The sequence below is a fragment of the Longimicrobium sp. genome, assembly GCF_036387355.1.
Taxonomy (GTDB): Bacteria; Gemmatimonadota; Gemmatimonadetes; order Longimicrobiales; family Longimicrobiaceae; genus Longimicrobium.
The window spans coordinates 1-14,558 of record NZ_DASVTX010000451.1 but is presented as its reverse complement, the minus strand read 5'-3'; the positions used below and the strand labels follow the sequence as shown (position 1 = coordinate 14,558).

Below are 14,558 nucleotides of genomic sequence, written 5' to 3'. Positions count from 1 at the left end.
TGCTGGCCCGCCGCTACTCGCAGGACGGCACCAAGGAGCGCGGCGGCGACCTGGGCTGGTTCCGCCAAGGGCAGATGGTGCGCAACTTTGACCTGGCCGTGTTCGGCATGCGCCCGGGGCAGACCAGCGGCATCATTGAGACGGAGTTCGGGTTCCACATCATCAAGCTGGAAAAGGTGCGCAGCGGCGAGCGCCAGGCCCGCCACATCCTCATCCAGCCGGTGATCACCCCGGCGGACGTGGAGCGGGCCCGCCAGCGCGCGGACTCGGTGGCCACCGCCCTGCGCGGCGGCGCCAATCCCGCGGACCTGGCGGCGCGCTACGAGACGCCGGACGTGGCCCGCTTTCAGCGCGACGTGCCGCTGGACCGCCTGCAGCCGGCCGTGGCGCTGGCCGTGACGGGGGTGGAAGCCGGCGGCGTGGCCGGGCCGGTGCAGATCGACGGCGGGCCCAACCCGCAGTTCTCGGTCATGCGCGTCTCCGAGCGTACCACGCAGGGCGAGTACACGCTGGACGAGCAGCGCGAGCGGGTGCGCAACATTCTGCAGGAGCAGCGGCAGATGCAGCGCCTGCTGGCTGACCTGCGGCGTGAAACGTACGTCTCCATCCAGCTGTGAGCGAAGCGGGCCCGTTGCGGGTGGACGTGCTTCTGCACCGCCTCTGCCTCACGCGCAGCCGGAGCGAGGCCAAGGCGGCGTGCGAGTCCGGGGCGGTGACGATCGACGGCCGTCCCGCCCGCCCCGCCGACCTGGTGGGCGCCGGGCGCCGGATCCACATCCGGTACCCGGCGCGGATTCTGGAGGTGGAGCTGCTGGAACTGCCGGGCAAGGGCGTGTCCAAAAAGGCCGCCCGGGATCTGTACCGGGTGATCACGGACGAGCGGGTGCGCGAAGAACGTTTCTGAGCGCACCCGCTCTTTTTTTCGTCCCGCTCGGATTCGACGCGGGGCGGCATCATGGCAACGGCATCTCACGCCGGAGCGCGCGGGGGGCTCCGGAGAGGCGGCGGGGGAACTGATGGGAGATCGGGCGGAGGTTCGCGTTCTGGCGGTGTCCGGCAGCCTGCGCGCGGTCTCGTCCAACGGGGCCGTGGTGGACGCGCTCGCGCTGCTGGCCCCGGACGGCGTCCGCGTGGAGGTGTTCCGCGGGCTGGATGCCCTGCCCCACTTCAACCCCGACCTGGAGCGCGGGACGGCGGCCATCCCCGCGGTGGAGGCGTGGCGGCGGGCGCTGCGGGAGTGCGGCGCGGTGGTGATCTGCAGCCCGGAATACGCCCACGGCGTTCCCGGCGCGCTCAAGAATGCGCTGGACTGGGTGGTAGGGAGCAACGAGTTCTACGCAAAGCCCGTCGCGCTGGTGAACGCGGCGCCGCACGCGCGCTTCGCGCAGGACGCGCTCGCGGAGACGCTGCGCGCCATGGGCGCGGCGGTGGATGGGGACGCGTCCGTGGCCGTGCGCGTGTCCGGCGCCGGGCTGGACGCCGCCGGCATCGCGGCCGATCCTGCACTCTCCTCCACGCTTCGCCGGGCGCTGGAGGTCCTGGCCGCTCGCGCCCGGGCGGCCGCCGCGGAACTCGCGGACGCGTGGCCGGACGGTGTTCCGCGGCCCTGATATGATACGGCTCCGAGGAAGTTCGTGCCCGTTGGCACCGTTCCTCCCCCGCTAGGTCAACGACGGTGGCTCGTTCGGAGTGGTCCGTTGGTAGGCACGAACGTTTGCCGATTCGTATGAGCCGGCGGCGATGTTGGCTGGAGACGAAGCCGGCCCCCGCAAGACGCGGGGGCCGGCTTTCCTTTTGCGGCGGCCGGGCGGGCTACGACTGGGCCAGCAGGGCGCGCACGGCGCGCAGCAGGTCGTCGGCGGTAAAGGGTTTGGGGAGAAAGGCGTTCGCCCCCGGCGCGCCGGACCGGACGTCCTCGCTGGTATGGCCCGACACCAGGAGCACGGGAACGGCGCTCCCCCGCGCCGCCAGCTGCCGGCGGAGCTGGTGCCCGCCCATCCGCGGCATCACCGCGTCGGTCACCACCACGCGGACGGCGTCGCGGTGTTCGTCGTACAGGCGCAGCGCCTCCTCGCCGTCCTCCGCCACCACCACGGAGAACCCGCCGCGCTCCAGCACGCGCCGCGCAAAGGTGCGCACCCCGGCCTCGTCATCCACCAGCAGCACCAGGGTGTCGCTTTCCGTCCGCGGCGCGGGCGCGGACACCGCCGCCTCCGGCGCGCTTTCCTCCACCACGCGCGGCAGGTAGACGGCCACGGTGGTGCCCAGCCCCGGCTCGCTGGTGAGGTCCATCCGCCCGCCGCTCTGCTCCACGATGCCGCTGACGGTGGAAAGTCCCAGCCCGGTGCCCTCCCCCGGCGGCCGCGTGGTGAAGAACGGCTCAAAGACGCGGCCCATGTCCTCCGGCGCGATCCCCACGCCGTCGTCGCTCACCCAGAGCGCCACGAACGCCTGGTCCGGCGCGTCCGTGCGCCGCCGCAGCCGGGGCGGCAGGTCCGCCGCGGCCACGTTGCGCGTCTCCACGATGATGCGCCCGCCCCGCGGCAGCGCCTCGCGCGCGTTCGCCAGCAGGTTGCCCAGCACCTGGTCCACCTGCGCGGGATCGGCGCGCACCCGGCCCAGCTCCGGGTTCATCACGGCCACCAGCTCCGTCCCCGGGCGCAGCTGCCGGCGAGCGGTGCGCTCGGCCGCCGCCACGCGGGTGTTGAGGTCCAGCACCACCGGCTGCAGCGTCTGCTTTCGGCTGAACGCCAGGATCTGCCGGGTGAGGGTGGCGGCGCGGTCCGCGGCGCGGCGGATCTCCTCCACGTCCTCGCGCATGGGATTGCCGGGCGCGAGGTCGTGCAGCATCAGGTCGGCGTTGCCGCGGATAGCGGTGAGCAGGTTGTTGAAGTCGTGCGCAATGCCGCCCGCCAGCTTGCCCACGGCCTCCATCTTCTGCGCCTGGCGCAGCTGCTCGTCCATCTCCCGGCGCTCGGTGACGTCCTGCTCGATGGCGGAGGCGCCGATCACCCGCCCCGCCGGGTCCGTCACCGGGGAGACGGTGATGGCGACCGGAACGCGGCCACCGTCGCGCCGCACGCGCTCGGTCTCGTGATTGGCCACCTGCTCGCCCTGGCGCACGCGGGCCAGGATCTGCGCCACCTCGTGCCCGCGCTCCGGGGCGGACAGCATGGACAGGGGCTCGCCCACCACCTCCGCGGCGGCGAAGCCGTACAGCCGTTCCGCGGCGGGATTCCAGCTCACCACCACCCCCTCCAGCGTGGTGCCGATGATGGCGTCGTGCGAGCCATGGACGATGGCGGCCAGAAAGGCGGCGGCGGCGTGGGCGCGCGCCCGCTCCACCGCGTAGCGGATGGCGCGCTCCAGCACGGGCGCGTCCAGCCCGTTCTTGACCAGGTAGTCCGCCGCGCCCCGCCGCATCATGCGCACGTCGGTGTCGCGGTCCGTCTCGCCCGTGAGCACGATGATGGGCGCGGCGCAGCGGCCGCGCACCTCGTCCAGGAACTCTTCCGCGGTGTGCCCGCCCAGCCGGTAATCCAGCAGCACCACGTCCCACGCGCCCTCGCCGGCCTGGCGCACGGCGGCGTCGTACGCGGCGGCCCACGTCAGCTCGTACAGCCCGGGCCCCGCGCTTTCCAGCAGCTCGCGGGTGATGACGAAGTCGTCCTCGTCGTCCTCCACCAGCAGCACGCGAAGGGGCTGCTCCCCGTCCGCGCCGGGGCGGAACGGGCCGGACATCATCCCCCGTGTCATCATGGCTCGGGCGCGGCGGGAAGGGAGACGGTAAAGACGGTGCCCTGGCCGGGCGTGCTGGCCACGGCGATGCGCCCGCCGTGCCGCTCGGCGATCTTGCGGCAGATGGCCAGCCCCATCCCCGTCCCCTCGTACGCGGTGCGGCCGTGCAGGCGCTGGAAGGGAGTAAAGATGCGCTCCACGTACTTTTCTTCGAAGCCGATCCCGTTGTCGGCCACCACGATGCGCGTTTCGCCGCCGTCCGCCTCGGCGCGCACCCGCACCACGGGCGGCACCCCGTCGCGGTGGAACTTGAGCGCGTTGCCCACCAGGTTCTGCAGCAGCTGCCGCATCTGCGTGCGGTCCGCCATCAGCGCGGGGAGCGCGTTCACCTCCACCGTGCCCCCGGTGGAGCGGATGCGCTCGGACAGGTCCGCCACCGCGTCGCGCGCCACCTCGTTCAGGTCCACCGGGCGCATCGTCATTTCCTTGGACGAGGTGCGCGACCAGGCGAGCAGGTCCTGGATGAGCGCCTGCATGCGCGCCGCGGCGCCGTGCATGCGGGCCAGGTAATCCGCCCCCTGCTCCCCCAGCTCGCCGGCAAAGCGCGCCTGCAGCCGGTCGCCGAACGCCTGGATCTTTCGCAGCGGCTCCTGCAGGTCGTGGCTGGCCACGTGGGCAAAATCGCGCAGCTCGCGGTTGGAGCGGTCCAGCTCCACCAGCAGCGCCTGACGCGCCTCGAACTCCGCCGCCTGCCCCATCGCAGCGCCGATGAGCCCGGCCATGAGCCGCAGCGTCTGCTCGTCCCGTTCGCCAAAGGCGGCGGGCTGGCCGGAAATGACCTTCAGAACGCCCACCGGGGCGTCCTGGTGAAAGAGGGGAACCAGGAGCATGGAGCGGGCGCCCACGCGGCGGCAGGCCTCGCGGTTCACGCGGGGATCGTGGTCGCAGTCGTCGGCGCGCTGCATCTGCCCCGTGCGCGCGCACCGGCCGGAGATGCTGGTGACGGAGGGAAGCCGCAGCCCCTGGTGCGGGCGCAGGGTGCCGCTGGTGGCGCGGTACACCATCTCGTCCCCCTCCGCCAACTCGATCACCGCGCCGTCGGCCGAGGTGAGCTCGCGGGCGTTTTCCGTCACCACCTCCATCACCCGCCCCACATCCAGCCCTGCCAGGGCGATGTCGCGCTGCGTGCGGACCACCACCTCCAAGTGCTCCGCGGTGGCGCGCAGCTCCCCCTCCACCTGCTTGCGGGCCGAGATGTCCTGCACCTGCGCGATGTAGTAGAGAGGAGTCCCTGATTCATTGCGCACCGCGGAGCCGGACAGGAGGATCCACACAACCTCCCCGCTCTTGCGGAGGTACCGCTTCTCGATCTGGTAGACGCTGATGTCGCCGCGCCCCAGCTGCTTCAGCCGTTCCACGTCCGCGGCCAGGTCGTCGGGGTGGGTGACGTCCTGAAACGTGAGCTGCTGCATCTCCTCCGCCGTGTAGCCCAGCAGGTCGCAGAGCGCCGGGTTCACGGAAAGCCAGCGCCCGTCCGGCCCCACCAGGGCAATGCCGGTGGGAGCAAAGCGCATCACCTGGCGGAACCGCTCGTCCCGCTCGCGCAGCTCCTGCTCGGCCCGGCGCCGCTGGGTGATGTCGCGCGCGACAACGGTGGCGCTGGCCAGGAAGCCGTCCCCGTCCAGGATGGGAAAGGCGGACAGCTCCACGTCCAGGCGCGAGCCGTCGCGGCGCACGCGCACTGTCTCGAACCGCTCGATGGAGCGCCCGGCCCGCAGCCTCACCAGCCCGTCGCGAAGCTCCGCCTCGTGTTCCGGCGGCGCCAGCAGCGACATGGGGCGCCCCAGGATGTCCTCGGCCGGGTAGCCGAAAATGCGCTCCGCGGCGGGGTTCCAGCTTTCCACCCGGCCGTCCAGCCCCCACCCGATGATGGCGTCGCCCGTGACCTCCACCAGCGCGGCGTGGCGCGCATTGAGCGAGCCCTGGTGCCGGAGTTCGTGCGACATGCGCTCGGCGTCGCGCGTGTGGCGGAACAGCTCGGCAAAGACGGCGATCTTGCTGCGCAGCGCGTCGGGGGCAATGGGCTTGTGCAGGTAGTCCGCCGCGCCCAGCGCGTACCCTTCGGCCGTGCGCTCGCCGGGGGACCGCGCGGTCAGAAAGATGATGGGCGTGGTGCGCGAGCGCTGGCGCGAGCGGATGAGCCGCGCCGTCTCAAGCCCGTCCATCCCGGGCATCTCCACGTCCAGCACCACCACGGCAAAGTCGGTCGCCAGCATCTGCCGCAGCGCCGCCACGCCCGACGACGCGGTGATCAGCTCGTACTCCGGCGCGCTGAGCATTTCCTGCAGGGCGAACAGGTTCTGCGGCCGGTCGTCTACCAGCAGGACGGGGATGGGGTCGCGATGCGGCATGCGGCGGATGAAGCGCGCGGGGAGAGGGGCGCGTACGGCCTGGCCCCTGGATGACGAGGATGGACGGAAAACGCCACTTTTGCGTGGCCGCTCCGGGGGCGGAGGCGAGCAGATCGCTGCGGATTGGGCCAGAAAGGTCGTTACAAAACGCGCGAATGGCAATGGGACGAGGGTTGTATTCAGCCATGTACAATGCGCGCCGAGTGTTTATCCCGGTCTCGTACAGTGCTTTTTCCCGGGTCCTCCCGCCGCGCCCGCCGCCCCCGCCGTTCCCTGGACCGGCAGACGCGCCCCCGCCGTGTGGCGATCAAGGGTGGAGCAGACACACGCTTTCCGCCCATCCCCATCAGTTCCCCCACGCCTTCCGTCCCCACGCCTCCTCCGCGCGAGGGCCGTTGCCGCGGAAGTCCGCGGGCGATCGACCGTCGCGCATCACGCCGCCGTCCCACGCTCTGGCGCGCGAGGGCGGATGGAGTGAGAATCAGCCGTCCGCCCACCCGTTCCTGAGCTTCCGCGCGCCCATGACCGACGACACGCTGCATCCGCCCGACCTCGACCGGCTGCTCACCACGCGCGGGCTGCAGGTGGAGGGGGCGGGCACCGGTATCTCCGGGCCGCTTTCGCGCAACGTGAACCTGGTGGGCGGGCTGCTGGGCGAGGCGGTGGCCGAGCGGCACGGGCCCGCCATGCTGGAACTGGTGGAGCGGCTGCGGCTGCTGTGCCGCGACGCCGCGCAGGAGGAAAGCGATGCGCGCCGCGACGAGGCGGCCGAGCTGATCGCCCGGCAGGACCTGGACACGCTGCGGGCCGTGCTGCGCGCGTTCACCACTTTCTTTCACCTGGTGAACAAGGCCGAGCAGATCGAGGTGGCGCGCATCAACCGCGTGCGCGAGCAGCGGGCGGCGGCGGACGCGCCCCGCCCGGAGTCCATCGCGGATGCGCTGCACCTGCTGGCGCGCGACGGGCACGACGCGGCGGAGGTGCTGGCCCTCATTGGCCGGCTGGATATTCAGCCCACGCTCACCGCGCACCCCACGGAGGCGCGCCGACGCTCCATCCTGCTGCGGCAGGGGGAGGTGGCCGCCGCGCTGGACCGGCTGACGGATCCGCGCCTCACCCCGTCGGAGGCGGAGGGTCTGGTGGCGGAGGTGCGCAACGCCATTTCGCTGCTGCTGGCCACGGACGAGGTGCGCACCCGCGCCGTGACGGTGCAGGACGAGGTGCGCCACGGCCTCTACTTTCTGGCGACGAGCATCTGGCGGACGGTCCCGCGCATTCACCGCGACGTGCGCGAGGCGCTGGCGGCCCGCTTCGGCGCCGAGGCCGTCCCCGCGGAGCTTCCCCTGATCCTTCGCTACCGCAGCTGGATCGGCGGGGACCGCGACGGCAACCCGGGGGTGACGGGCCAGCTTTCGCGCTGGACACTGTCCGAGCACCGCCGCGACGCGCTCAAGCTGCACCGGCGCACGCTGAACGACCTGCGCCTGCTCCTGTCCGTCTCGTCCGCGCAGGTCCCCGTCCCCGATGCGCTCGTGCGGCGGGCGGAGGCGCTGGCGGCGGCAGCCGCGCTCCCGCACGCCACGCGGGAGACCATGGCCGGCGAGCCCTACCGCCTGCTGCTGATGGGAATGATGGCGGCGCTGGACCGGCTGCTGGCTGACGAGCCGCTGGAGTACCGCGCGGCGGACTTCGCCGACGACCTGCGCCTGATGCGCGACAGCCTGGAGGCGGGCGGGCTGGGCGGCGTGGCGCGCGACGGGCTGCTGCCGGACGCGCTGGTGCAGGCCCGCACCTTCGGCTTTCACATGGCCGCGCTGGACGTGCGCCAGCACAGCCGCGTGCACGAATCCGCCGTGGCCGGCCTGCTGCGCGCGGCGGGGGTGGAGAACGACTACGCGGCGCTGGACGAGGAGGCGCGGCAGGCGCTGCTGGTCCGCGAGCTGGGCGTCCCGCGCCCGCTGGCCCCCGTGGGCGCGGAGCTTCCGGAGGACGCGCGCGAGCTGCTGGACACCATGGCCGTGATCCGCGAGGCGGTGGCGCGCGAGCCGGACAGCATCGGCTGCTACATCATCAGCATGACCAGCACGGTGAGCGACATGCTGGAGGTGCTGCTGCTGATGAAGGAGGCCGGGCTGTGGCGGCAGGTGGATGGGCGCGTGGAGTGCCCGCTGGACGTGGTTCCCCTCTTTGAGACGATCGCGGACCTGGACGCGGCCGAGGCGCGGCTGGAGGCGCTGTTCGGCGATGCGCTGTACGGGCGCCACCTGGCGGCGCGGGCGCGGAACGGAAAGCCGTTCCAGGAGGTGATGCTGGGATACTCGGACAGCAACAAGGACGGCGGCTACTGGATGGCCAACTGGGCGCTGCACAAGGCCCAGGGCGCCATCGCCCGCGTCGCGGCGCGGCACGGGGTGGCGGTGCGCCTGTTCCACGGCCGCGGCGGCACGGTGGGGCGCGGCGGCGGGCGCGCCAACCAGGCCATCCTGGCCATGCCCCCGGAGGCGCACAACGGCGGCATCCGCTTCACGGAGCAGGGCGAGGTGATCTCCTTTCGCTATGCGCTTCCCGCCATCGCGCGGCGCCACCTGGAGCAGATCGTCCACGCGCAGCTGGTGGCGCTCGCCCGGCCGGTGCCCGAGGCCGCCTTCATGGGCCCCACGCGCGACGGCGCCCGCGAGCTGATGCAGCGCATCGCCGACGCGAGCATGGCGGCGTACCGCGGCCTCATCGACGATCCGGAAACGTGGCCCTTCTACCTTTCCGCCACGCCGATCGCGCACATCGCCGGGCTGCCGCTGGCCAGCCGCCCCGTGTCGCGAAAAGGGCCGGGGGAGCTGGACTTTGACGGATTGCGCGCCATCCCCTGGGTGTTCAGCTGGACGCAGACGCGCTACACCATTCCCGGATGGTACGGCCTGGGCGCCGGCCTGCGCGCCGCGCTGGACGCGGGCGAGGGCGCGGAACTCCGGCGGATGGCGGAGGGGTGGCCCTTCTTTCAGGCGCTGGTGGCGGACGGGCGCCGGGAGATGGCGCGGGCGCGGCTCCCCCTGGCGCGCCGCTACGCCGCGCTGGCGGCGGAGGCCGGCGCGTCCACGGCACCGCACGATCGCATCGCGGAGGAGTTCGCCCGCGCCCGCGCCGCGTTGCGCGAGGTGTCGGGCGAGGGCGCGGATGAGGCGGACACGCCCGTGATCGCCCGCTCCATCGGGCTGCGCAACCCGTACACGGACGTGCTGAACCTGGCGCAGATCGAATTGATGCGCCGCTGGCGCGCCCTGGACGACGACGCGCGCCGCAGCCCGGGCGGCGAGGCGCTCAAGGAAGCGCTGTTCATCTCCCTGAACGGCATCGCCGGGGCCATGCAGAGCACCGGGTGACGTGCGCGCCGTGGCGGCGATGGTGCGGGCGTTGCGTTCAGCCGCTCCGGAGCTGCAACTCACGCCGGGAGCGGAGGACGGATTGACGGGAGAGCGACGGACGCTGTACGTGGCGCGGCACGGCGTCACGCAGGCCAACCTGGACGGCATCAACGAGGGGCTGGAGGCGGAGCCGCTCATCGAGGCGGGACGCGAGCAGGCGCGGGCGCTGGCGCGGCGGGTGGCGGGGCTGGGGTTGACGGAGGTGTGGACCAGCCCGCTGGCCCGCGCCCGGCAGACGGCGGAGATCGTGGCCGCCGCGCACGGCCTGCCGCTGCACGTGGAGCCGGACCTGCGCGAGCTGGACCCCGGCCCGTGGCAGGGGCTTACGCAGGAGCAGATGGCCGAGCGCGACCCGGAGGCGTTCGCCGCGTGGCAGGCGGACCCGGCCGCGTTCCGCCTGCCGGGGCGCGAAACGCTGGAGCAGGTGCGCGCCCGCGCAGTGGCGGCGCTGGAGCGCATCCGCGCGCGCGACGGGCTGGCGCTGGCGGTGACGCACACGGTGCCCATCCGCGTGGCGCGCGTGCACTACGCGGGCGAGGAGCTCAACTGGTTCGCCACCTTTCTGCCCGACCACTGCGTGCTGATGGAGCTGGCGCCGGAGGGCGAGGGCTCCATCCTCCGCGCGGCGGACCCGGACGAGGGCTGACGCGGCCGTCCACGCCGCGCCCGCCGCCGGTTGCGCGGCGGGCGCGGCGGCGTCAGCTTTCCGCGGCGCCATCCTCCCCGGCGCCTCGCCCAGCGCCATCCGCCGCTCCCCCGTGGAGCTCATCCCAGGAGGCCCATTGAACACCGTCACCGAAACCGCTCCCGCCGCCGCCGATCCGGCCCCGCCCTCCCCCGCGTACGACGTCGCCGCCATCATGGGCGCGCTGTACGGGGACGGCATCATCGGCCACAAGGGCGCCTTTCCGCGCGAGTGGGTGCAGCGCATGGCCGAGGACATTGAGGAGCTGTTCCAGGACGCTCTCAAGCGTCCGGGCGGCGCGGTGGGGCGCGGGCCCAAGCGGTACTACGTGGAGATCCACCCCGAGCACCTGCGCGGCTTCGTGGACCTGGTGACGCACCCGTGGGTGGTGGCGGTGTGCGAGGCGGTGCTGGGCAGGGACTACAAGATTGTGGAGATCGGCTTCGACGTCCCCGGCCCGGGCGCGGTGGACCAGCCCTGGCACCGCGACTTTCCCGCGCCGGAGGAGACGACGGTGGGGCGCCGGCTCAACTCGCTGGCCTTCAACCTGACGGCGGTGGACACGTACGAGGACATGGGGCCGTTCGAGGTGGCGCCGGGGACGCAGTGGGACACCTCGGAGCACTTCCAGCACGAGATGTTTCCGCCCAAGTCGTTCTACCCGCGTTACCAGGAGCGCGCCCAGCGCAAGATGCCGCAGATGGGCGACATCAGCGCGCGCTCCGCGCTCACCATCCACCGGGGGACGGCCAATCGCTCGCAGAAGTCGCGCCCCGTGCTGGTGCTGGGGGTGGACGCGCCCGACGCGCGCAACGCCGAGCGCCACGACCTGCAGTTCAGCCGCGCGTATTACGAGAAGCTCCCGGACTCCGTGAAGCGGCACCTCACCTGCCGCGTGGTGGAGGAGCTGGAGCCCATCGTTCAGGGCCACACCATCGAGGGGCTCATGATGGGCGAAGCGTGACGCCCGCGTCCGGCCGGCGGCTTTCCCTCCGCCGGCCGGACAAAGGTTGCATGTCCCGCCGAAGTGTTTGCGGGATGGGGAGTTGCAGGATCGGCGCGCTGCCGCGATCTTTGACGCCGCCTCCGCACCGTCGTCCGCGTCCCGTCCCTGGTCGTCATGCCGCTGAACGAAGACTTCGTACGCCAGGGGACCTGGCTGTTCCGCTGGCGCAGCTACGTCCCCATCGCGTTTCTGCTCCTTCTCTTCACGCAGGTTCCGTCCTACCGCTACCTGGGAGGCTCGCGCCTGCTGGAGATGCGGTGGGAGGTGCTGTGCGTGCTGGTGTCGCTCGCGGGGCTGGCGGTGCGCATTCACACGGTGGGCCACGCGGCGTGCCGCACCTCCGGCCGCAACACCCGCAGCCAGGTGGCGGACCAGCTGAACACGTCGGGGATGTACTCCGTGGTGCGGCATCCGCTGTACCTGGGCAACTTCCTGATGTGGCTGGGCGTGGCGATGTTTCTGCACACCTGGTGGATGGTGCTGCTGGTGAGCGCGGGGTACGCGCTGTACTACGAGCGCATCATGTACGCAGAGGAGAACTTTCTGTGCGGCAAGTTCACCGGGGGATACGTGGAGTGGGCCAGCCGCACCCCCGCTTTCATTCCCGCGCCGCGGCTGTGGCGCCCCGCGGAGCTTCCGTTCTGCCTGCGCACGGTGCTGCGCCGCGAGTACTCCGGCTTCTTCGGGCTGATCCTGACCTTCGCCGTGCTGCAGGTGGCCAGCGACTCGGCCGTGCAGCGGCGGCTGGTGCTGGATCCCGTGTGGATGACGCTGCTCGGCGCCGCCCTTTCGCTCTTTCTGGTTCTCCGTTTTCTGAAGCGCCACACCGCCGTCCTCAAGGTCACCGGCCGCTCCTGACCCCCTGCCCCGCGGGATGACCGACGCCGAACGGGAACTGCTTCGCAACCTGACCGCCGGCGCGCTGCCGCTCTGGCTGCAGATCGCGGCCGGCGCGGGGCTCGTCGTCCTCTTCCGGCTCTGGCCGCGCCTGTACTACGGCGTGCTGGACTCGCCGCTCCGCACCGCCGTGGGGCGGATGATCGGCGCGGACGTGGTCTGGGTGCCGCGCAACAGCGCCGCGTATCCCACGCCGGCGCAGTGGGAGCCCGAATGGACCCTGTGGACGTGGGGGATCGCCGACCCGGCGGCGCGCACCTTCGCGCGCGACGTGGCGGCGTGGCTCCTCTCCATCCTCCTTGTCAACGGAGTCGCGGGGCTGTGGCCGGGCGCCGTGCTGTACGCCCTCTTCGTTCCGCTCCGCGCCCTGTCGTACGTGGTGTTCTTTCCCGCCTGCATTGCGTTCCTGTTTTTCTACGCCGCGTTCTGGAGCGGGCGGCGGGAGATCGCGGGGATGCACCGCCGCGCCGCCCCCGCCCGCTGAAACCGTAGCAGCTGCTGGACGAGACACGCCGTTCGCGGGGCGCGCGGACATGATTCTGCGCGATCCGTCGGGCCTGCGTGCGCCGGCCACATTCCGCAAAGCCGACCGTGACATTGCACTCCGCGGGCGCCGCGCGGCGGGGCGGCGGCCGGATTTCCGCGAATTCCGTGTTCCCGGCCACGGCGGCGGGCAAACCGTTGCGCCTGCACGGTTGTTGACGCGCCGGGAACGCGTTATGATTGTTCTCCGTGAGCGTTGCTCATGGACCATTCCCCTCCTCCGCAGTTCAAAACCGTGCGCAAATCCGTCGCGATCGGCTTCGGCGGCACCCTGGTTCTGCTCCTGGCGACGGCGGCCATCGCCTCGCGCCGTGCGGACAGTGGTGCCCGGCTGGCGGCATCGCTGGCCGACTCCACTTCCGCGGCGCCTCCCGCGAGCACGCCGGCGCGCCGCGACACCGTCGTGCGCAAGCCGCCCCGCCCCGCCACGCCGGGGGTGGAGGTCGTCATCAACATCCCCAGCGGGCGCCTGGAGCTCTTCGAGGGGAGTACGCTGGTCAAGAGCTATCCCGTGTCGGTGGGTTCGGCGCGCTACCCCACGCCGCGCGGCAGCTACAAGCTGTCGCGCGTGGTGTGGAATCCGTGGTGGCATCCGCCGGAGAGCGAGTGGGCGCGCAACCGCAAGCCGACTCCGCCGGGCACCGGCAACCCGATGGGGCGCGCCAAGCTGCACCTGGACGACCTGTACTACATCCACGGCACCACCGCCGAGGGGCGGCTGGGGGCGCCCGCGTCGCACGGCTGCATCCGCATGAGCAACCGCGACGTGATTGACCTGGCGCAGCGGGTGCACCGGTACAGCAAGCCCGACATCACCGACGCGCGCATCGAGGAGCTGTCCACGTTCAGCCGCCAGGAGCGCGAAACGACGCTGCCGCGGTACATCTCCGTGCGGATCACGTACGAGGTGGCGAGCGTGCGCGGGGACAGCATCCGCGTGTTTCCGGACGTGTACGGGCGGATGAGCGGCGAGTTTTCGGCGAAGGTGCGGCAGGAGCTCGCGCGCGTGGGGTACGCCACCACGCAGCTTACCGCCGCGGCCATGACGCGGCTGCGGACCAGCGCGGCCAGGGGCGGAGGCCGGTTTGCGCTGGCGGATCTGGCGACGCTGCAGCCGCTGCCGGCCGTGGTCGCGCCGCCGCCGGTGATCGGCACGGAAACGGTGAGTGAGGTGCCGGCCGCTCCTCCGGCCGTTGCGCCCGCGGAGCCTGCGCCGGCGGACACAGCGGCGAGCGCGCCCGCCCCGGACCCGGCGCCCGCGCCACCCCCGCCAGGCCAACCCTGAACGCTGATCCGGCTGCCGACACCTTCGGCAGCCGGATTTTCGTTTGGGCGGATCACGTTCGAGGCCTCCGGCGTTCCTGCCTCGCGTGGCACACGGGATTCCCTCCCGCGGAGGTGCCGCCGCCTGCAGCGCGAGCAGCGCCGGCCGCGCGAACCGGATCAGGCGCACCGGATTCATCACATCAGCCGCACCGGGGTTCCTCACCCGCCTCGGACTTCGAGTGTCATTCTGAGCGAGGCGCTTCGCCCCACCGTCCATCACCCCGGACTCTGGCGCCGACCGAAGAATCCCGCGCCACCGTGTGCCATGCACGCCCGGTTGCGCGCCGCGCTCGGACGCAGCGGGTGCGGCGGGAGAGGCTGGAGCACGCCACGCCGGCCCGCGGTGCGGCGGACACTTCGGTCCGGGATTCTTCAGTCGCGCATGAACGCGGTGCCGGGGAAAGCATGGCGCACGCTCCTTCAGAATGACGCCCAGGCGCCGAGGTGCACGGCCATCCGGGTTGATGGGGATGGCGTCGCACCGGCAGCGACATGCAAAGGCTCGCGCGCCGTCGATCCGCCCCGCCGCACAG

Annotated in this window: 11 protein-coding genes; 9 read left to right on the top strand and 2 right to left on the bottom strand. The window is 72.3% G+C overall.

Annotated elements, in window-relative coordinates:
* The 3 genes from VF665_RS19730 to VF665_RS19720 all read left to right on the top strand — a co-directional run.
* A partial coding sequence (locus VF665_RS19730; protein ID WP_331055179.1) for a peptidylprolyl isomerase occupies positions 1–617 on the top strand: 617 nt, incomplete at its 5' end.
* Positions 614–904, top strand: coding sequence for a S4 domain-containing protein (locus VF665_RS19725; RefSeq protein WP_331055178.1), 291 nt, complete (start codon positions 614–616; stop codon positions 902–904). The genes VF665_RS19730 and VF665_RS19725, both read left to right, overlap by 4 nt.
* A 112-nt stretch (positions 905–1,016) precedes the next feature.
* Positions 1,017–1,610 (top strand): NAD(P)H-dependent oxidoreductase, encoded by a 594-nt coding sequence (locus tag VF665_RS19720; RefSeq protein WP_331055177.1) that lies wholly within the window; start codon positions 1,017–1,019, stop codon positions 1,608–1,610.
* A gap of 202 nt (positions 1,611–1,812) precedes the next feature.
* On the opposite strand, the gene VF665_RS19715 is transcribed toward VF665_RS19720, so the two are convergent.
* Complete coding sequence (locus tag VF665_RS19715; RefSeq protein ID WP_331055176.1) at positions 1,813–3,759, bottom strand: response regulator; 1,947 nt, start codon at positions 3,757–3,759, stop codon at positions 1,813–1,815.
* A complete protein-coding gene (locus tag VF665_RS19710; RefSeq protein ID WP_331055175.1) occupies positions 3,756–6,149 on the bottom strand; it encodes a PAS domain S-box protein in 2,394 nt (797 codons plus the stop codon). Before VF665_RS19710 ends, VF665_RS19715 begins: the two co-directional genes overlap by 4 nt.
* Positions 6,150–6,670: 521 nt before the next feature.
* On the opposite strand from VF665_RS19710, the gene ppc reads away from it, so the two are divergent.
* The 6 genes from ppc to VF665_RS19680 all read left to right on the top strand — a co-directional run bounded on the left by ppc (position 6,671) and on the right by VF665_RS19680 (position 13,984).
* Positions 6,671–9,526: a phosphoenolpyruvate carboxylase gene (ppc, locus tag VF665_RS19705; RefSeq protein ID WP_331055174.1), complete on the top strand. Its 2,856-nt coding sequence runs from the start codon at positions 6,671–6,673 to the stop codon at positions 9,524–9,526.
* An 82-nt stretch (positions 9,527–9,608) separates the two neighbouring features.
* On the top strand, positions 9,609–10,214 hold the full coding sequence (locus VF665_RS19700) for a histidine phosphatase family protein (protein WP_331055173.1): 606 nt from the start codon (positions 9,609–9,611) through the stop codon (positions 10,212–10,214).
* Between the two features lie 214 nt (positions 10,215–10,428).
* Complete coding sequence (locus VF665_RS19695) at positions 10,429–11,217, top strand: phytanoyl-CoA dioxygenase family protein (RefSeq protein WP_349263156.1); 789 nt, start codon at positions 10,429–10,431, stop codon at positions 11,215–11,217.
* Between the two features lie 156 nt (positions 11,218–11,373).
* Positions 11,374–12,117 carry an isoprenylcysteine carboxylmethyltransferase family protein gene (locus VF665_RS19690; RefSeq protein ID WP_331055171.1) on the top strand — a complete coding sequence of 248 codons (744 nt, stop codon included), beginning with the start codon at positions 11,374–11,376 and terminating at the stop codon, positions 12,115–12,117.
* Between the two features lie 16 nt (positions 12,118–12,133).
* Entirely contained in the window at positions 12,134–12,640 is a 507-nt protein-coding gene (locus VF665_RS19685) for a hypothetical protein (protein ID WP_331055170.1), read from the top strand.
* 294 nt (positions 12,641–12,934) lie between these two features.
* On the top strand, positions 12,935–13,984 hold the full coding sequence (locus tag VF665_RS19680) for a L,D-transpeptidase (protein ID WP_331055169.1): 1,050 nt from the start codon (positions 12,935–12,937) through the stop codon (positions 13,982–13,984).
* Positions 13,985–14,558: the final 574 nt, after the last annotated feature.